Annotated in this window: 17 protein-coding genes; 7 read left to right on the top strand and 10 right to left on the bottom strand. The window is 38.4% G+C overall.

Annotated elements, in window-relative coordinates; all coding sequences use genetic code 11:
- Positions 1-28: 28 nt before the first annotated feature.
- From wecB to ubiK, 7 genes are all read right to left on the bottom strand, one after another.
- Positions 29-2,311, bottom strand: coding sequence for a non-hydrolyzing UDP-N-acetylglucosamine 2-epimerase (wecB, locus tag ND2E_RS11550; protein ID WP_033093709.1), 2,283 nt, complete (start codon positions 2,309-2,311; stop codon positions 29-31).
- 117 nt (positions 2,312-2,428) lie between these two features.
- A complete protein-coding gene (locus tag ND2E_RS11555; RefSeq protein ID WP_033093708.1) occupies positions 2,429-3,277 on the bottom strand; it encodes a hydrolase 1, exosortase A system-associated in 849 nt (282 codons plus the stop codon).
- On the bottom strand, positions 3,277-4,083 hold the full coding sequence (locus tag ND2E_RS11560; RefSeq protein ID WP_223303601.1) for a hydrolase 2, exosortase A system-associated: 807 nt from the start codon (positions 4,081-4,083) through the stop codon (positions 3,277-3,279). The genes ND2E_RS11555 and ND2E_RS11560 overlap by 1 nt, the downstream gene beginning before the upstream one ends.
- A gap of 13 nt (positions 4,084-4,096) precedes the next feature.
- Positions 4,097-4,384, bottom strand: coding sequence for a phosphopantetheine-binding protein (locus ND2E_RS11565; RefSeq protein WP_052056485.1), 288 nt, complete (start codon positions 4,382-4,384; stop codon positions 4,097-4,099).
- 2 nt (positions 4,385-4,386) lie between these two features.
- The gene (locus tag ND2E_RS11570) at positions 4,387-5,517 is read right to left on the bottom strand and encodes a GNAT family N-acetyltransferase (RefSeq protein WP_033093706.1); all 1,131 of its coding nucleotides are present in this window, start codon (positions 5,515-5,517) and stop codon (positions 4,387-4,389) included.
- A 44-nt stretch (positions 5,518-5,561) separates the two neighbouring features.
- Positions 5,562-6,974, bottom strand: coding sequence for a phosphohexomutase domain-containing protein (locus ND2E_RS11575; protein WP_052056484.1), 1,413 nt, complete (start codon positions 6,972-6,974; stop codon positions 5,562-5,564).
- 55 nt (positions 6,975-7,029) lie between these two features.
- Positions 7,030-7,281: a ubiquinone biosynthesis accessory factor UbiK gene (gene ubiK / locus ND2E_RS11580; protein WP_033093705.1), complete on the bottom strand. Its 252-nt coding sequence runs from the start codon at positions 7,279-7,281 to the stop codon at positions 7,030-7,032.
- 112 nt (positions 7,282-7,393) lie between these two features.
- Between ubiK and rep the strand changes: the two genes are divergently transcribed.
- On the top strand, positions 7,394-9,427 hold the full coding sequence (rep, locus tag ND2E_RS11585; RefSeq protein WP_033093704.1) for a DNA helicase Rep: 2,034 nt from the start codon (positions 7,394-7,396) through the stop codon (positions 9,425-9,427).
- A 223-nt stretch (positions 9,428-9,650) separates the two neighbouring features.
- Entirely contained in the window at positions 9,651-10,259 is a 609-nt protein-coding gene (locus tag ND2E_RS11590) for a hypothetical protein (protein ID WP_033093703.1), read from the top strand.
- A gap of 99 nt (positions 10,260-10,358) precedes the next feature.
- Here ND2E_RS11590 and ubiB read toward each other — a convergent pair whose 3' ends face one another.
- The 3 genes from ubiB to ubiE are packed head-to-tail and all read right to left on the bottom strand — an operon-like array spanning position 10,359 to position 13,467.
- Positions 10,359-11,927: a ubiquinone biosynthesis regulatory protein kinase UbiB gene (gene ubiB / locus ND2E_RS11595; RefSeq protein ID WP_033093702.1), complete on the bottom strand. Its 1,569-nt coding sequence runs from the start codon at positions 11,925-11,927 to the stop codon at positions 10,359-10,361.
- 53 nt (positions 11,928-11,980) lie between these two features.
- The gene (locus ND2E_RS11600) at positions 11,981-12,649 is read right to left on the bottom strand and encodes a ubiquinone biosynthesis accessory factor UbiJ (RefSeq protein ID WP_033093701.1); all 669 of its coding nucleotides are present in this window, start codon (positions 12,647-12,649) and stop codon (positions 11,981-11,983) included.
- A 2-nt stretch (positions 12,650-12,651) separates the two neighbouring features.
- Complete coding sequence (ubiE, locus tag ND2E_RS11605) at positions 12,652-13,467, bottom strand: bifunctional demethylmenaquinone methyltransferase/2-methoxy-6-polyprenyl-1,4-benzoquinol methylase UbiE (RefSeq protein ID WP_223303596.1); 816 nt, start codon at positions 13,465-13,467, stop codon at positions 12,652-12,654.
- A gap of 525 nt (positions 13,468-13,992) precedes the next feature.
- Here ubiE and ND2E_RS11610 point away from each other — a divergent pair.
- From ND2E_RS11610 to ND2E_RS11630, 5 genes are all read left to right on the top strand, one after another.
- Positions 13,993-14,385, top strand: a complete 393-nt coding sequence (locus ND2E_RS11610; RefSeq protein ID WP_033093700.1) for a DUF2750 domain-containing protein — start codon at positions 13,993-13,995, stop codon at positions 14,383-14,385.
- Positions 14,386-14,543: 158 nt separating this feature from the next.
- Complete coding sequence (locus ND2E_RS11615) at positions 14,544-15,002, top strand: GNAT family N-acetyltransferase (RefSeq protein WP_033093699.1); 459 nt, start codon at positions 14,544-14,546, stop codon at positions 15,000-15,002.
- 146 nt (positions 15,003-15,148) lie between these two features.
- Positions 15,149-15,874 carry a TetR/AcrR family transcriptional regulator gene (locus ND2E_RS11620; RefSeq protein ID WP_033093698.1) on the top strand — a complete coding sequence of 242 codons (726 nt, stop codon included), beginning with the start codon at positions 15,149-15,151 and terminating at the stop codon, positions 15,872-15,874.
- A gap of 121 nt (positions 15,875-15,995) precedes the next feature.
- Positions 15,996-17,132 (top strand): efflux RND transporter periplasmic adaptor subunit, encoded by a 1,137-nt coding sequence (locus ND2E_RS11625; protein ID WP_033093697.1) that lies wholly within the window; start codon positions 15,996-15,998, stop codon positions 17,130-17,132.
- A 9-nt stretch (positions 17,133-17,141) separates the two neighbouring features.
- Positions 17,142-20,234 carry an efflux RND transporter permease subunit gene (locus tag ND2E_RS11630; protein WP_033093696.1) on the top strand — a complete coding sequence of 1,031 codons (3,093 nt, stop codon included), beginning with the start codon at positions 17,142-17,144 and terminating at the stop codon, positions 20,232-20,234.
- Positions 20,235-20,392: the final 158 nt, after the last annotated feature.

Raw genomic sequence — 20,392 nt, 5'->3', positions numbered from 1 at the left:
ATTAACAGTAAAGCTAATGGGTTTATAGTTAAGCTCTAGTGTTGAGCAAGAGGCTTGAAACCTTTAAGTTACTGTAGCATTCATGGTCAGTAACTAAAATAAGTACATCTGCCCAATTATCAATATCACTGATCGTCTCTTGTTTTTCACAATGCCAATTTGGCACAAATGGGTCATGGTAATTAATGTCAACACCTGCTTTCTTAAAGTAATCGAGAATTGCATCTGCCGGTGATTCTCGACAGTCATCGACATTTGCCTTGTATGCAACACCTAAAATACCGACTTTTTTACCTGCCAAGTTACCTTGATTATCAGATAACAATGATAGAGCTTGCTCTGCCACAATACTTGGACGTTTATCATTAATTTCACGTGCTAAACGAACAAACTCTCCCGACTTAGTGTTTTCAACTAAGAACCATGGATCAATTGGAATACAGTGCCCACCGACACCTGGCCCTGGTGTTAATACATTGACTCTTGGATGACGATTGGCTAAACGGATAACTTCATAGACATCAACGCCAAGCTCTTTACATATTTGCGATAACTCATTGGCGAACGCAATACCAACATCACGAGAGGTATTTTCGACTAATTTGATACACTCAGCAGTTGTCAGGTCTGTTAAAAACACTTCACCTTTAACAAAGCTTTGGTAAATAGTCTTAACTTTCTGCTGTGCATTAGCGCTTGTCGCACCGATAATCCTATCGTTGTGCACAAGTTCATGTAAGGTTTGTCCCGGAATTGCACGCTCAGGGCAATGAACCACGTCAATCGTCAAACCTGCATCTGCGAATCGTTGTGCAACCGCAATACTTGTTTGTGGTGATATGGTTGACTCAACAATCACGGTTTGACCACTTTGTGCAACCTTGGCGATAGCATCAACTGCACTAAAAACATAACTACGGTCACAACTATTATCTTTGTGTGGTGTCGGCACAGCAACTAAATAGGTTTCACTTGAAGGAATTTCAGTACTCGCAGTTAAATAACCTTGCGAAACAACTTTAGTAATAAGTTCAGGTAAACCTGCTTCATCAAAAGGACATTGTGCGTCATTAATAGCAGCAACTTTATCGCTATTTAAATCGACACCCGTTACGTTATACCCGGCTTCAGCCAACAAACTTGCAATGGGTAACCCCATGTAACCCATACCAATAACACTTAAGGTTTCATTTTTAGCAATGATTTCTTTATCAATAGAATTAGGCACTGAGTTAGTGATGATATCTAAAATAGTTTCAGCAACATGACCATCACCAAAGGGGTTTGCCCAGTTACAATTAGCCGCATCACTAGCAAGCCATCTATCTGCGGCAACTAAGGCTTTATCTGCATCGCGACCAACGAGTACATTGGCGCCCACTTCAATGGACTCGGGACGTTCAGTATTTTCACGTAAAGTAATGCAAGGAACACCTAATAAACATGCCTCTTCTTGGATCCCACCAGAGTCAGTTAAGATTAACTGCGCATGTTTTTGCAGTTGAATAAAGTCTAAGTAACCAATAGGTGGAATAAGCTTCAGGTAACTAGGTAACTCAATCGCAAACTCTTTGAGCTTAGCTTGGGTTCTTGGGTGAATTGGCCAAACAATCGTTTGACTGTACTTTGCGTGTAATTTATCAAATAATGCTAACAGTTCTAATAAATTTGCCGGAATATCAACATTAGAAGCTCGGTGAGCAGTGACTAGGAAGAACTCTCCAGAAGCGACACCTAAATCAGACAGTATGGTACTTGTGCTGGCTGAAATGTCCAAATGTTGAAATAATGAATCTGATACAGTATTACCCACAGTGAAAATTTTATCACTATCAATACCTTCTTTCGCCAAAATAGCATGCTGATTTGGACCAACGGCAAACAAATATTCACTCATATGGTCGGTCAGAATACGATTAGTTTCTTCAGGCATAGTACGATCATAACTACGTAAGCCTGCTTCAATGTGACCCACTTTAATATCAAGTTTGGATGCAGCTAATGCACCAGCTAATACGGTATTCGTATCGCCTTGTACTAATACTACATCTGGTTTTTCTTGTAATAAGATAGGCTCCATTTCAATAAGAATATTGCCCGTTTGATTACTGTGCAAACCAGAGCCAACACCTAAATTATAATCCGGTGCAGGTAATTTCAATTCTTTAAAGAAGATGCTATCCATTTCTTGAGAGTAATGTTGATTAGAATGGATGATAAAATAGGCAATACCGCGCTTTTTACATTCACGAATAACGGGTGCCATTTTGATTATTTCTGGGCGAGTACCAACGATAATCCCTATTTTCATTTTGCTTCCTTCTCTGTGTTAATTTATGACAAAAATGTTATGCATTGCTTAATTGTAAAGCATTTATCATTGCAAGTAACATAGCTTAAGTAAATTTCTTAACGATCTGTTAACTCTTTATTTTGCAAAAGCATTACACACTAACCTAATTAGCTCGATTTGTTTATCTCGGTGAGAAAAAGTGTGGTCCGTATGGTCAATTGTCTGCTTATTAATAGTAGCGCGAGCCATTGCATGGCGCCAATGCTTATCAATTTTAATTAATAACTTAAATTCATCAGCGGTTAAATCATTTCCGCTCAGCAAGATGTCGCACGTACCGGAAAATTGATTTAATCCGCGTAGCATTTCCGTCACAAAGTTACCTTGTTTATTACTAATGTTGTTGGTTTGACTTTGTTGATGGAGTTTTTGAATATCACTTAAGGTTGATTTTGTTTTAATTTTTCCTGCTAATAGTTTTTGCCAGAAATTTTTACTCAAGAACCGTTTAATATAATAACCGCGAAGATAAGCTTTTGCCTGGGTTTGAGCTTGCCTGACCCAAGGATTGACTAAAAATATACGTTTTATTTTGGCCTGTTCAGGCTTTTCACTGAGGTAAAGCAAGATAGCAGAGGCTGCATCACATAACCCCCATAAGGCTAAATCAGTAATATCGCTATGACGTAGTTGAAAGGTTTTAATCGCAGCATCAATATCATCTTGAATGTCACTAAAAGTACTAACAGTACCTTCACTGTCCCCTGCGCCACTATAATCAAAACGAAAAACTGTCACGCCTTTTTTTGCTAATGTGCGAGCTAAATAAACAAATAATCGATGACTTCCAACGCGAGTTTGTGGCCCACCAACTACGATTATCATGCCTTTTTTAGGTTTCTCTTGCTCTACTAATTCAGGCAAATGCTCAATAGCAACTAATTGTTTGCCATTACTATTAAAAACAACACCTTGCTCACTCATCAACGTCCCTCAGCTTCAGAAGCAGTTAATGTTGAAAAAAGCGATAATTCTTGTGCTAAAAATGATTGAGCTACTTGTAATTCAGTTGCTAGCCAAAATTTCACATCATCAATTTGATGAATAAATAAAGTATTATTTTTATTGGCGAGAGTTTGTTGTTTTAGTCGGCTAGGGCTTAAAAGTTCTAACTTTTCCTGCCATTCGAACCAATAACAGTCGATATTGAAGCCGGCTAACTTATTAATATGTTGTCCAGCCAACTCATCCAATAATTTGGCCTTCATCACATAGCCAGCAATCTCAACAACTTGCTCTGCTTCTGCGCCAGTGTTTGTTGGCCTATTCCCCCCGGTTAACCCAGCAGCTAGTGCTAAACGTTTAAGCTGCTGCACGAAGCGTTTACCATTAAAGTCAGGCTGTAAAAGCATTATGCCATCAGTAAGCGCCAACATTTCATCTGTTAATAATAAAACTGCTGATAAAGGTAAAGATAGATAAATAGCATGAGGAGACTTAGCTTTTAGCTCTCTAAGCTGACAGAGTATATCTTGTTGCCATAGCCCCAAATTTGCATCAATTAGCTCACCATGACTATCGCCTGTACCAAAGTGGTCAAAAATAATGCTTTGTATACCTTGCCCATAAGCATTAATTGCAGAACGGGTAATATGATGACGGGTTTGATTAGCTTGCTCAAACAGTGGAGCAATAAATAAAAGACGCGCAACCATGTTTTCTGGTGTACGTATTATCCGAAAGAGAGGGCCTTTATTGCCGTGATAAAATTCAACGTCCGTTGATACCATAGTCAAAAAAGAGCTAGCTTTGCTCAAGAACTAAATCAGCTAAACTTGCAACCGAAAAAAAATTCTCCGCACTGATATCATCATCATCAAAGTCAATATCAAATGACTCTTCTATTTCACCAATTAAGGTGACTAAAGCCATTGAGTCAAATTCAGCAATGGCGCCAAATAATTCGGTATCAACATTCCAGAAGCTTTCATCATAACTTGGGATAATAGCAATAAGTAATTTAATTAGCTGTGCAATGGTTTGCTCTCTAGATTGCTCGGTCGTTTGCTCAAAGGCTTGTGCAGAAGTCATTATTACTTGTTTTTCCTGATGAAAAATTTTACTAAACGCGGTATTGCAATATAACGAATAATAGCTAACTTACCATAAATACTGGCAGGATTAAAAATCTGATAACTTTGCCTAGTTCGTTTATCGATTAACCAATCTTTTTTGTAAGCTTCAGATCCCATACCAAACTCAATATTAGCCGCTTTATCTTTACTGATGACATATTCAGATAGCGCTAAAGATAAAATTGAACCGACTGAATATTGCTGATATTTAGGGCTATAAGCTAGCTTAAAAATTGAAGCTGTCGTTTGAAATAGTTCACTATTATTCTGCTCTGCACTATCATCGTCAGCCATTTGCAAGAACCACAGCTGCGCAGCTGCTGGTTCATCATCAACAAATAAAAGACCAAAGCGTAATTTATTTTCAGCGATAGCTGAGAGGCAGACCTTCTTAATAAAATTGAAACTATATTCTTCACCTTTCCAGCTTTGCTGGTAAATCGTTTTATATGCTAAAAATGCGGAATCGAATGCTTCAACATTGGTGATTATTTCAGTTCGATATTGATGCGCCTTAGCTAGCTTTTTTTCTCGCCTTCTTATCGTATTGCGTAGCTGACTGGGTCGTTGTTGATAATAACTTGAATAATCACTTATATCCCTTTGGTAGACGTTATCCGTTATAGAAAATAGCCGTTGATAAGGAAAATACTCTAATAATGCTTGTTCAACTAGCCCTTCGTCAAAATCACCAAGCTGCATACTATGCCACTGATATTGTTTATCTATATGAATAAGCAATTGACGCATGGCTACTTTACACGGAGAAATGAAGAATATTGGTTCAGCAACCGAAGAATAAAAACTAGTAAGTGAGGTAATCTCAGGTTGAGATACCTTATTCTTACTATTAAGACGATGAACCAAAGGCCAAGCAATTGTTAATTTTGGCTTTTTCCCGTCACTTATGTGATACAAACAATGAACAATTATTTGGCTATTTTCAGGAAGCATAAATTCTGCTGTTGCAACTAACCAAGGCAAAGTTAATTCAAATAACCTCGCCTTTGGTAGGCGTTCATAATCAGTTTTATATTGCTCAACAAACTCACTAAATGAAAGCGTGCTATAGCTAGAATTTACGTCCAAAATTATATGCCCTTAGCTATTAAACCCTTAGCCCTAAAAAAAGATTACTCCGCTAACAATAAAGCTAAAACTTGCTCTGTCTTTTCCTGCATCAATGCTACATCACCTTTAGATTCAACATTTAAACGAACCACTGGTTCAGTATTGCTACTGCGCAAGTTAAAACGCCAATTGCCGAACTCCATACTAATACCATCAGTTTTATCAATAACTTGCGCTTGGTCTTGATAGAAAGCGAGTACACGCGCGATAGCCGCTTTAGGGTCTGCAATTTTATTATTAATTTCACCCGATGATGGGTAAGCAGCAATACGCTCTTTTACCAAATTAGAAAGAGGCTGTTTACGCAAACAAATAAGCTCTGCGATTAACAACCAAGGGATCATGCCACTATCACAATAGAAAAAATCTCGGAAATAATGATGTGCGCTCATTTCACCACCATAAATAGCATCTTCACTGCGCATGCGCTCTTTAATAAAAGCATGACCCGTTTTACTTTGAATGGCTTTGCCTCCCACCTGTTCGGTAATATCAATAGTATTCCAGGTTAATCGAGGATCATGAATAATTTTTGCTTCACTTTTACTGCCTTTAATTTTGCTTAAAAAATTATCTGCCAATAAACCAACAATATAGTAACCTTCAATAAATTCACCGTTTTCATCAAACAAGAAGCAACGATCAAAATCGCCATCCCAGGCAATGCCCATATCAGCATTATGCTTGATGACTGCATCACGAGTTGCCGCACGATTTTCTACCAATAATGGATTTGGAATACCATTTGGGAAATGACCATCAGGCTGATGATGCACTTTAACAAACTCAACAGGCATATTGAGCGCATTAAAAGCCCTTTCAATGACATCTAGAGCTGGACCTGCAGTGCCATTTCCTGCATTTACTACCAACTTTAACGGGGTAATATTTTTATTGTCAATATAGCTTAATAAGTGCTCGGTATAAGCTTGGGAGATATCTGCAGTGGTTAGCGTGCCTACTGTAGCAACATCAATAAAGTCGTTTTTTTCAGCAAGTGCTTGGATATCGAAAAGGCCTGTATCACCACTAATGGGTTTTGAATTTTCTCGTACAAGCTTCATACCATTGTAATCAATAGGATTGTGACTAGCCGTTACAACAATACCACCATCACATTGTAAATGACTGGTCGCAAAATAAATGTGCTCGGTACCTGCTAAGCCTAAATCAATAACATTGGTACCACCTGCCATTAATCCTTCAGCCAACGCATGTTTTAACTCTTCACTGGTTAAGCGAATATCACCACCCACGACCACGGTTTTAGCTTGGGTATGCTGGGCAAAAGCACGACCAACTCGATACGCAATATCGGTATTTAATTGTTCGCCTAGTTTTCCACGAATATCATAAGCTTTGAAACAGGTAATTGCTGAAGGCCCGACCGTTCGGGCTACATTAGAAGATGACATGGTATGATCTCGTCCTTGGTATTTAATTAATGATGCTGACTGATTTTGAGTGTAGTTAACTTGCCGCTATTTTCTCTTCTAATGCTGCTAACTTAGCTTCAAGTTCTGCTATTTTTACCCGAGTTTTTATTAGTACTTGTGTTTGCACATCAAACTCTTCGCGTGTGACAACATCAAGTTGTGATAATTTACTTTGCAGAACCGTTTTCGCTTTATCTTCAAGTTCATTGGCCATACTTTTTAAACCTGGCGGAATAGACTCAGTTACTTGCTTGGCTATTTCTTCAATCTTTTTTGCATTCAACATAATAATTTCTCATCAATTTCACTTGATATCATTGTAACTGTTTTGCCGATGACTAAAAACAGGTAAAATCGACCACATGAAAGTTTATTTGAATTAAGTAACCCAAGAAGTAATGAAACTAAATCCAGGACAAAATGAAGCAGTAAAATTTGTGAGTGGCCCATGCCTTGTGTTGGCTGGCGCAGGCTCAGGTAAAACTGGGGTTATTTGTCAAAAAATTGCCTACCTTATTCAAAAGTGTGATTACAAAGCGCGAAATATTGCTGCGGTAACATTTACTAATAAAGCAGCACGAGAAATGAAAGAGCGTATTCAAAAAATGCTCGGTAGAGATTTAACACGTGGTTTAACCGTTTCTACCTTTCACTCACTTGGTCTTGATATTGTTCGTCGAGAAATAAAGATCTTAGGTTACAAACCTGGATTTACCTTATTTGATGATCAAGATACTCTAGCATTACTCAAAGAGTTAACCATTGATGAATTAGATGGCGATAAAGATTTATTGAGTCAACTGCAAAGTAAGATTTCCAATTGGAAAAATGATTTATTCTTACCTGATGATGCTCTGAAAACGGCAAATGATGCAGACAGCAGCGAGTATGCTGAATTTTATCAGCGCTATCATAAACACATGAAAGCGTATAACGCATTAGATTTTGATGATCTCATTTTAATCCCCACGCTGTTAATGAAAAACTACCCAGAGGTTCGAGAGCGTTGGCAAAATAAAATTCGCTATTTATTGGTCGATGAATATCAAGATACTAACGCGAGCCAGTACGAATTAGTTAAACATATCACTGGTGAACGCGGCCGCTTAACGGTGGTTGGGGATGATGATCAATCAATATATTCATGGCGCGGTGCAAAACCAGAGAATTTAATACTGCTTGGTAAAGACTTCCCCACACTAAAACTGATTAAACTGGAGCAAAACTATCGCTCGAGTGGACGTATCTTAAAATGTGCCAATGTTCTGATTGCTAATAACCCGCATGTCTACGATAAAGCATTATTTAGCGAGTTAGCTTACGGGGTAGAACTCAGAGTCATTCAAGCAAAAAATGAAGAAAATGAAATAGAGCGAGTCATTGGTGAGTTGATTGGTCATCGCTTTATGAATCGTAGCCAATATAAAGATTATGCTGTACTTTATCGCGGTAACCATCAATCTCGTTTACTTGAAAAAGCACTGATGCAGAACCGTATCCCATATAAAATCAGTGGTGGTACCTCATTTTTCTCACGTTCTGAAATTAAAGATATCATGGCTTATTTGCGGGTGCTGGTTAACCCTGATGATGATAATGCTTTTTTACGTATTGTGAATGTTCCTAAACGGGAACTAGGCCCAGCAACATTAGAAAAATTGGGCACCTACGCTAATATGCGCCAAATTAGTATGTTTGCTGCAAGTTTTGAGCTGGGTTTAGAGCAAACCTTAACGGGTCGCAGCTTAATGAAGATGCAAGCCTTCACACAGTGGGTCGTTGACATTGCTGATCAGGCTGAGCGAGGTGATACTGCAGCAGTGCTGCGCTCCATGATCCGCCAAATTAATTACGAAGACTTCTTATACGATACTTCACCCAGTGCAAAGGCTGCGGAGATGCGGATGAAAAATGTTACTGAACTATTTAGTTGGGTAACGCAAATGCTAGAAGGTAGTGATGATGAAGAGCCAATGACCCTACCCCAAATTGTTACTCGTTTGACCTTGCGCGACATGATGGAGCGTAATGAAGAAGAAGACAGTAACGATCAAGTGCAGTTAATGACCTTACACGCATCTAAAGGTCTCGAGTTTCCCTATGTATTTCTTATTGGTATGGAAGAAGGCTTATTACCCCATCAAACCAGTATTGATGAAGGTGGTGTGGAAGAAGAGCGTCGCCTCGCGTATGTTGGTATTACACGAGCCCAACGTGAGTTAATATTTACTTATGCCAGAGAGCGTAGACAATTTGGTGAAGTAGCCCGCACCGAGGCTAGCCGCTTCTTACATGAATTACCACAAGATGATTTAAATTGGGAATTGGGCGCAGCAAAGAAAAAAACAGCTGAACATGTCGAGCAATCAAATAAACAAGGCATGGCAGGTTTACGCGCTCAATTAGCGAAAGCCAAGCAAGCTAAAAAGTAAGTTATTGGGAAGACTAGGCTTTTTTTTATTCCCGTGCATAAGCTGTAAATATTCATCAAGGCGCATGACATTATCTAGGGATTCATTAACACTACAGAATTCACCTATGTTCCATAATGATATATTTACAGTGTTAATTTTTGACTAGAACAACGCTAGCGTTTAATTTTAGTTGTAATACGATCAACACTAAAATTATTGTCTAATGAAGTGATTGCAATAAATGAATGAAATCAACAAAGTAACTATTTTAAAAGTTTTTTTATTTACTTTTATAATATGTTGGCAAGCCAGTTTATCGGCTAAGACTATAAACAAGTTTTTAGCTGAAAACACCAATAATCATCCTAAAGAAGCTCCTATGTCTGATACCCCTCTAGCGATACAAAAGGCATTAGTTATTCAATTAGAAGTCATTAAATTAACTGATAATAGCGGCTTAACTTATATAGGCGGGAAAGTGAGCGAGGACGATCTTGAGCGATACCTATGCCAAATGCAAAAAATATTAGGGGATGACTTCACGCGTTATCGACAATATCAAAGCGAAAGAGATCTTCATACTTTCCACATGACGTTAATTAACCCATACGAATACCAATCGGTGACAAAAGACGTTGCTATTGGGACAATTTTATCTGTATCTCTACGTGGCTTAGGCCGGGTAAGTAGAAAAGATAAAACCACATACTTTGTTGTTGCTCAATCATCGCTGGCAACAAAATATCGTCAAAACTTACGGTTACCTGATAAAGACTTTCATGTTACCTTAGGTTTCTACCCAAGCGATATTTATGGTGTTAATAAAGGAGTCACAACTCTTATTAAATAACCTCTAGCATTAAAACTTCACGTTATTATGAAAATAACTATCTCCGCCGAATATATGCCAATCAGCCTAATTTATTATTCTGTTAGCGAGAATTTAATGTTAATGAGTTAAAAGAATAGCTCCGGCAATCATTACTGCTGCTGCAATAATACTGTAAATAATACGCTGGTTATTTTTACGTTGGTTCGCCAATAAGGTCTGCATCAACTGCGTTTGTTGATGCTGGTTGTCACGGCTAGTTTTTAAGTAGTCATAAACTAAGTCAGGTATTTCAGGTAGTTTTTCATTCCAGAAAGGTAAATTCGCTTTAACTTTACTTAAAACGGCTTTAACACCCATTTGATCTTTCACCCAATTTTCTAGAAATGGCTTGGCTGTTTGCCATAAATCTAACTGAGGGTAGAGCTGGCGTCCTAATCCTTCAATATAGAGTAAGGTTTTCTGTAGCAACACAAGCTGCGGTTGCACTTCCATATTAAAACGACGAGCAGTATTAAATAAATTGACTAACACTTGTCCAAAAGATATTTCCGACAGTGGCTTGTTGAAAATAGGTTCACATACAGTGCGAATGGCAAACTCAAATTCATCAACGCTAGTATTGACTGGCACCCAACCAGAATCGACATGTAGCTGGGCAACCTTACGGTAATCTCGGTTAAAAAAGGCAACAAAATTTTCAGCTAAATAGCGTTTATCTTCCCGATTTAATGTGCCAACAATACCGCAATCAATAGCAATCCAAGTAGGGTCTTCTGGCTGAGTTGCATCGACAAAAACATTACCTGGGTGCATATCTGCGTGAAAGAAACTATCACGAAATACTTGCGTGAAAAACACTTCCACACCGCGTTCAGCAAGTAATTTCATATTTACACCAAGCTGATTAAGCGTACCTACCTCGCCTACGCCAATGCCATAAATACGCTCCATTACCAATACATTCTCAAAACTATATTCACTGTAAATTTCAGGAACATAAAGCGCTTTGTCGTATTCACTTCCTTGTTCAAAATTACGTTTTAATTGGATGGCATTTGCAGCTTCGCGGTTAAGGTTCAATTCATCGATAATCGTTTTTCGATATTCTTCGACTACCTCTTTAGGGCGTAAACGCTTACCATCAGGTAACCATCGCGCAACGATGCCAGCAAACAGTGACATCACTTTTATATCAGCCAGAATGGTTTTACTAATATTAGGCCGTAAAACCTTTATTACAATATTTGTCTCTTGCTCGTCGGTCAGTAAAGTTGCGGTATGAACTTGCGCAATAGAGGCAGAGGCTAATGGAGTAAAATCAAAATGTTTAAAGTGTTTTTCAAAAACATCAGCCCCCATGGCTTCAATAATGATCTTTCTTGCCTGCTCGCCATCAAAAGGGGTGACTTTATCTTGTAATAAGGCGAGCTCATCAGCTAATTCAGGAGGTAATAAGTCCCGTCGAGTTGACAACATTTGGCCAAACTTGATAAAAACAGGCCCTAACGATTCTATCGCTAAACGAAAACGCTGCTCTGGGGTTTTATCTTTATGTTTATTCCTCAACCAAAATAAACTATGTCTTCCCACTTTTGCATACCATGGCAACATAGCTGTAGGTACCATGTCATCTAAACCGAAATTCAAGAAAGTTTTAACTATTTGATAAAGGCGTTGGCTACTCACAGTGGTGATTATTTCCTATTTTTTATTAGAGGCTAGTGCTGACTAGTATTTAATTATTGTCCCGCTGTATCCGCAATGAGTTTATCAATGCGTGCTGACAAAGCATCGACTTCACTAGCAACATCTTTGGTCATTTGGTTAAAAGCATTTAGTTGGGAGTTCGTTACGACTAACCGTTTTTCATGAACAAGGTACTCACTAATATCTGCTTCAAGCTGTTTACCTGTGCTAGAAAGTGATTTAGTAATTTTATTACCAAACTGTAAAAGTTTATGAGTTGGTACATCACCAATATGTTTAGCAAGCTCTGTTTGCCAATCTATGTCGAGTGATAGAGCAATATTGGAAAATTGTTGTGCTATTTTAATATCACCACTAACATCTAGTTCATCCCTTTTAATCAATTGTGTCAAAGGCACGTTAGTTTTCAACTTTTTAAGCGTATTTACGCTGGTATTTATCGTGCAATCACTATACTCATAACCAGAGCGGACAATAATGCTTGCAGGCATTGAAGTATTATCTAAGGTAAAACTTAACGAAAATGGTAACTCCGCCAAGTTAAGTGTTAGCGTCTTTTGCGCTACAGCAGCAAAAGAGACTGATTTATTATTCAAGCTCAGAGCTTTATTAATAATCAATTCAAGGGTTGCCGTGACAACCTGTGTTAATAATAGGTCGTTGCTTATTTTAGTGACAGCCTGGTTGTGAAGTGGTGCCATGGTTAAAACTTATAACCTTTGTGTAAAGCAACCACACCACCAGTTAAGTTTTTAAAACTTGTTTGTTCAAAGCCAGCATTTTCCATCATGCCTTTTAAGGTATTTTGATCAGGGTGCATCCGGATGGATTCTGCTAGATATTGGTAGCTTTCACCATCTTTTGCTACCAGTTCACCCATTTTAGGTAATATATTGAATGAATAAAAATCATAAGCTTTATTCAATAATTCATGTTCAGGTTTTGAAAACTCTAAAACCAGTAAACGACCACCTGGTTTGAGTACCGAATAAATAGAACGCAACGCTTTATCTTTATCTGTTACATTGCGAAGACCAAAGGCGATAGTAACTATATCAAAAGTATTCTCTTCAAAAGGTAAATATTCGGCATTTGCTTGCACATATTCTATATTTTGCACTAAACCTTTATCGCGCAGTTTGTCACGACCAACGTTTAGCATAGAACTGTTGATATCAGCTAATATAACTTTACCTTCACGGCCAACTAACTTGGAAAACTTAGCAGTTAAATCACCGGTACCGCCAGCAAGATCTAGGACCTTATTACCAGGTCGTACACCACTTGCATCAATAGTAAAACGTTTCCACAAACGATGAATACCAAATGACATTAAATCATTCATCACATCATATTGCTTAGCAACCGAGTGAAATACACCAGCGACCATTGAAATTTTATCGTCTTTTTCTATCGTTTTATAACCAAAGTGAGTGGTACTTTCATTGTCGACATTAGCGGGTATTTCTGACGTTGTAGGTAAGTCACTGGCTTGAGAGTTTTGATCTGTTGTAGACATGATATTTTCACTTTAAGCAATGTTAAAACTATAATTGCCGATAGTTTACTGTATGCATGCTAAATCACCAAACACCCTACTGACTTTTTATTGATCTAACTAAAACAAAGGTGTCTTAAATCAGCAATAAATACTTAAAAGACATTTATTTAGCAGTAACACAATGTAAGAAAGCAACACGAATGGAATAAAATTACAAAAACACTTGCGAATATAGAGCGTTTACTCTATACTTCTCTTCGTTCCCTAATGCGGACGCTTGTTGTAATAATTGAATATTCTAGCTTTCCTCATAGCTAAGTCACCGATAGCCCTGCTATCGGTTTTTTTTTGCCTAATTCTTATCTTTTCCTAAAATTATTCTCATACGTCTACTATCAAGTGGTTTAGTTTCTAACAGAAAAAAGATCAGTCATTAACCAACAATGCTAATTCCTACTGTGTAATGGGCAAACTCATTCATGTTGTTTGCCTAGCACTAACACGGTAAAATATTGCTCATCTATACAAACCTCCTAGGCAACTATGTCAATCAGCAGCGATCAACTCAATACGATAGAAAAGTACGATGAAGAAAAACGTTTAAATTACCTACTTCAACAAGTAATTAGTAACAAAGAAATTTGGATATTAGCTGACAAACATGGATGTGTGATGCTAAATACAGAAGATGAAGATTGCGTGCCTGTATGGCCAAACGAGGAATTTGCTCAGCGCTGGGCAACGGATGAATGGCAGGAATGTAAAGCTGAAGCTATATCATTGAGTAAATGGTACAGCCGTTGGAGTACTGGCTTAGTAGATGACGAACTAGCATTAGTTGCTTTTCCAAATCAAGATAATCAAGGCTTGGTCTTATTTCCGGAAGAGTTTGAAGAGGCTTTATTAAAAGAAACCAAGAAACAAAACAGAAAATAATAAAGTTTATATCGCTGTATTGCTATGAAGTTGCTTGGTATTAAGCGGATTCACTTATTTGCTTTTGTCATTAGCTTGCTAATGCGCTCCCTATAGGCGAAGTGTTTCATCTACATTAATAACATTAACTCTGAAAATCCAAATATTTTAAGGAAAGCATGAAAGTCTGCATTGGATCACTCACACACCCATCAGTCATCGCATTGCTAGAGCAACATCATCAAGAGATGCTGTTACACTCTCCACCAGAGAGTGTTCACGCCCTCGATTTATCGGCATTAGCGCAAAGGGAAATTACCTTTTTGTGTGTTTGGAAAAATGGTGAACTAGCGGGTTGTGGAGCGTTAAAAGAGTTAGATGAAACCCATGGTGAAATTAAATCCATGCGTACTTCAGCAAACTTTTTACGTCAAGGAGTCGCCAAGTGCCTGTTGGAGTATATCTTTGCAGAAGCAATTAGCCGAGGCTACCAAAGACTAAGTTTAGAAACAGGCACTATGGATGCATTTTTGCCCGCACAAGCACTTTATCAGCAACTTGGTTTTCATCCATGTCAGCCCTTCGCAGATTATCAAGAAGATCCCTACAGTACCTTTATGTCAAAGAGCATCAGTTAATTTTTATAGCGTTTATTTTCATTTAAACGACAAGCCTTAAATGCTCCCTATCAGGTAACTCAGTAAATTTTGTGCTTGAACTTGGCATTAAGTCAGTTAGAATAGCATTTGAACGACATTCGAATAACATTTTCTATAGGTTTTACATGGCTCCAGCTCCACGATTTAGTGCAGAAGAACAAGAAAGATTAATCATTTGTGCGGCAATTAAAGCAATAGAAGAAAGTAGTTTATTAGACTTCTCCATGTCTGCCATTGCTAAGTTAGCAGGTCTGTCAATGGGGTCGGTTTATAAGTTTGTACAATGTAAAGAAGATGTACTTATTGCCTTAGCTACTCGCATGTATCAAGAGCGACAATCGGTTTTCGAAAAAGTACTCGCATTACCCTTAACAACACCAGAGCGTATTTTAGCGACAAGCTTGTTAGATTTCTCTAAAGTTCAAATGTATAACTTTGATAATCAACTCGAAAGTATTGTGAATACCGAAGCGATGATGAAACGATGCTCAGAGCGTTGGTTAACGAGAATGATCGCCTGTGGGAAAAAATGCGAAGCTATGTTTCAGCAGTTTTTACAAGCCGCAGCGGATTCTGGTGAATTAACCTCAGGCAATCGAGATATTGAAGAAATCAATTTAGGTACTTGGTCCTTATCGGTCGGTTACTTTAAAACCGTGCGCTTGCACCAATGCTGGCATAATGATCTTAAAGAGAATACCGAAGATGAAAATAGCTTCGTACTAGCCGCCGATAATATTCATATTCGCACCATGAAACGTTTAGTGAATACATACGATTGGCAACAAAAGATTTCAAATGATGATATTGAAAAAGTTTGTCTGCACTTAACAGGTGCACAACTTAGATAATAAATTAAGAGTCTGCATTGATTTACTTCCATAAAGAGAATCAAAACGCAGCAGCTGACAAACACAAAACCACTTAAACATAGAGCTTAAGTGCTTGAATAAAAAAGATAAAGGAATAATCATGAATATAACTAAATGGCTTTTAGTGATTATCATATTAGCCGGCACAATTTTTGGCTTATATAACTACAAAGCATCGCTACAACAAGCTGCCAATGAGCAAGCTGCAAATATGCCAGAGATGGCGGCAACAGTAACCGCAGTGAAGGTGGCTAATATGAGTTACCAAAAAAATATTCAAGTCAGTGGCGAGGTACAAGCATTTAAATTTTTAATGCTCAACAACGAATTGGCTGGGGAAATTACTCATTTAAATGCAACGTCAGGTCAGATTGTAAATAAAGGACAAGTATTACTCGAATTAGACCATCGTGACGAAGATGCGCGCTTAATGGCTGCTGAAGCGACATTGACATTAAATCAACAAACGTTAAATCGTAATATTAAATTGCATAAAAACCGTGGCATTAGTGAAGAACAGGTTGATCAGGCTCGCGCTGCGGTACAAATAGCTAAAGCAGAGATATCAGCTATCACTACTGCCATCGATAAGAAGACATTAACTGCACCATTCACCGCTAAAATCGGTATTCATTCACTAGAAATTGGTCAATATTTAGATAAAAACAGTCAAGTACTTGAACTGGTAGGGGTTAATGATTTCACTTGGATTGATTTTAATCTGCCACAGCTTTACCAAGAATTAGGTTTATCTTCGACGGTCAAGATTAGTCCTATTAATCAAGATGCAGTATTCGAAGCAAAAATTATCGCAATAGATCCACAGTTATCTCGTCTGTCACGTCACCTAAAATATCGCGTACAACTCCCATCAGAAACCTTGGCCTTAAAGCCGAATACCTTGGTATCGGTGATTGTGCCCATTGCGAATGAAACGACTCTTGCCGTTGTACCTGATTTAGCGATAAAACGTGATGCATTAGGTAACTATGTCTTTGTTTTAGAGACTGATGAAGAGGGTAACTATCGCGCCAAACAAGTCCCCGTTGAGTTGGGTGAGCGACATGGTGAGCAGGTCATGATCCTTTCGGGTGTAACAGCAGGACAGCTTGTTGCCAACAAAGGTGCATTCAAGTTATTTCCAGGTATGAAAGTATACCTAGCTGATGAAGCCGCTAGTGATGTGAACGAAGAAAAGACTCAAGCAGTAGTTTCTGAAGCTATCGCACAAGAATAAGGGATTATGATGCAAGAAAGTAAACCATCTATAATGGACATCTTTGTAAGACGTCCTGTTGTTGCAATTGTCTTATCTATCATTATTTGTATCGCAGGCCTTTGGTCTGCAAGTAAAATTCCTGTTTTACAATTCCCTAAAATAGACAGTGCTTCATTAGTGATTGACACTTATTATATTGGTGCATCTGCTGATGTGGTCAAAGGTTTCATCACCGAGCCTATTGAGCGTGCCGCCGCTACTGTGCCTGGTGTTGAGTACGTTGATTCAACAAGTACTTCTGGCAGTTCTAAAGTAACGGCTTGGCTCAAATTAAATGAGAATTCAACATTGGCATTAGCCGAATTGACAGCACGTTTAGGTCAAATTCGTTTTGAATTACCACAAGGTGCTCAAGATCCTGTCGTGTCTGTAAGTCGAGCGGATAGACCTTTTGCTGTTTTTTACTTAAATGTCCAAGCCAATGGTAATGACTTATCACGTATTACCGACTATCTAACTCGCCAAGTAAACCCTGTTTTAAATGCGATTGAGGGCGTACAACGCGTTGGTATTGAAGGCGCGAGAACTCCGGCAATGCGTATATGGTTAAATGCTCAGGCACTGCAAGTATTTAACCTAAGCGCTAGTAATGTCTATGAAGCCTTAGCAAAAAACAACACCATAGCCACTATGGGTTATGTTGAAAACACTCGTCAGAAAATTGATATTGTTGCCAATACCCAACTTAGTAGTGTTGAAGAGTTTCAACAACTTGTCATTAGTGAAGTTGATGGTGCGACTATTTATTTAAAAGATGTTGCAAAGGTTGAATTGGCTGCAGAAGACACCAGCGTTACTGCAAGGTTAAACGATAAAGATGCTGTCTACATTTCGATTTGGCCCTTACCTGGGGCTAATGAAATTGCTATTGGTGATAAATTATATAAAAAAATTGATGAACTAAATAAAACACTACCCCACGGTTTATCAATTGATTATGCCTACGACGGCACGTTATACATGCGCGATGCATTGAAAGAGATTTTTACCACCTTGGCCGAAACGGTTCTTTTAGTTGGCTTAGTCGTTGTACTACTTATGGGTTCATTTAGAAGTGCCATAGTGCCTTTAATTACCATACCTATTTCTATTTTAGGGGCAATTGCCGCTATGGCCATAATGGGCTTTTCATTAAACCTATTAACCGTTTTAGCGATAGTATTGTCCGTTGGTTTAGTGGTAGATGATGCCATTGTAGTGGTTGAAAACGTTGCACGCTTGATGCGCCAAGGTTTATCAAAATTCGATGCGGCACTCATTAGCTCCCGCCAACTACTTGTACCGATTATTTCAATGACATTAACGCTAGCTGCCGTTTATGCACCTATTGGCTTTTTATCAGGGCTAACAGGCGTACTATTCAAAGAATTTGCGTTTACCCTCGCTATCGCCGTCATCATTTCGGGTATTGTGGCTATTACCTTGTCACCCATTATGAGTGCTTATGTTTCCCCTAAGGGTGGCGAAGAGAGTTGGTTAACCGCTAAAGTTAATCACCTTTTTGAGAGAATACAACGACGATATGGCCAATTATTAACCCATATATTTAAATGGCAAGGACAAGTATTTTTAATAGCGCTAGTCATATCATTGCTTACTATCCCTTTTTATCTCGACTCTAAAAAAGAATTGGCGCCAATAGAAGATCAAGCCACAGTTATGTTTGTCATTCAATCGCCACCAGATGCGTCAATGGCTTATAACGTAGCGCAAATGAACCCAGTTATTGAGAGTCTACAGGAGATTGAAGGCGGTAAACAAATATGGCAAATCATTTTTGGTGGCGGTGGTTTTGGCGGTTTAGAGTTAGATAATGCTGAAAACCGTGATTACAGTGCGCAATCTTTAGTGCCAAAAATTTACGGTAAGTTATCGCAAATCCCGGGACTGAACATGTTTCCAATTTTACCCTCTTCATTACCGAGTTCGGGTCAGTTTGAAATTGAAATGATTGTTAAAGCCACAGCGCCGTATAGTGAAATGAAGCAATATGCAGATCAACTTGTTGGCGCAGCATTTTCCAGTGGTAAATTCCTCTTTGCCGATACCGACTTGAAAATGGATTTACCGCAAGTAGAGTTGCAATTAAATCGAGAAAAAATTGCTGATTTAGGTATGAATGTCGGCGAAATTAGCGAACAATTAGGTATTTTATTATCGAGCAACTTTGTTAATCGTTTTGATGCAGACGGTAAAGCATATCGAGTGATCCCTATTGTTAATGACGAAGTGCGCAGTAAAACCGAAGCAATTTTATCATTGGATATTAAACTACCTTCTGGTGAGTTGATGCCTGTTTCAGCGATAGCAGATTTACAATGGAAAACAGTACCGAGACAACTAGGTACCTTTGCGCAACAAACATCTTTTAGGGTCTACGGAGGTGTTGCGCCAGGTTCTAATAAAGAAGCGGCGTTATCAGCGATAGAAGATGCCGCAAAAGAAATATTGCCTTTAGGTTACTCGATTGATTACGCAGGAGAATCTAGGCAATTACGGAAAGAAGGTAATACATTAATTATGGTACTGGGAATATCTTTATTAATTGTATTTCTAGTACTTGCGATACAATTTAATAGTTTCAGAGATCCATTAGTGGTATTACTTGGCTGTGTACCATTAGCTTTATCAGGTGCCCTACTTATTCCTTATATTGAATTAACCACTATTAACATATACTCGCAAATAGGGTTAATCACCTTAATTGGATTAATTGCTAAAAATGGTATTTTGATTGTTGAATTTGCTAATCATGCCCAAGAGCTCGGTGCCAATAAACTCGCAGCCGTAACTGAAGCCGCGACAACACGTTTACGTCCTATTTTGATGACTACAGCAGCCACTATATTAGGTCATTTTCCTTTAGTATTGGTGACGGGAGCGGGTGCAGAAGCACGTAATAGTATTGGTATTATTTTAGTGGCAGGCATGTTCATTGGAACAATATTTACCTTGTTCATTTTACCAAGCTTCTATTTATTACTCGCGCGAAAAAGGCAAAAGCTTGCTGTAGATGAAGTGCAAGTCTCAGAGGAAGCTTTGCAGAAAGTTCTTAATTAGCGCTATTAATTATCCTGCATAACCATCCGCTGGAAGCAAGTAGATGGTTATACAGTGTCAAAAGCCAATATCCTCTTGCTGATAAATTTACTTGCCTAGCATACTGCTATAAAGGCCAGCCATAGTCAGTATAATGTTAAAAGTAAGTAAATAGAGTG

Origin of the sequence: Colwellia psychrerythraea, assembly GCF_000764225.1 — a bacterium.
GTDB classification, from domain to species: Bacteria; Pseudomonadota; Gammaproteobacteria; order Enterobacterales; family Alteromonadaceae; genus Colwellia; species Colwellia psychrerythraea_D.
The sequence above is the reverse complement of the archived record's forward strand: the minus strand, read 5'-3'. Positions and strand labels throughout refer to the sequence as shown.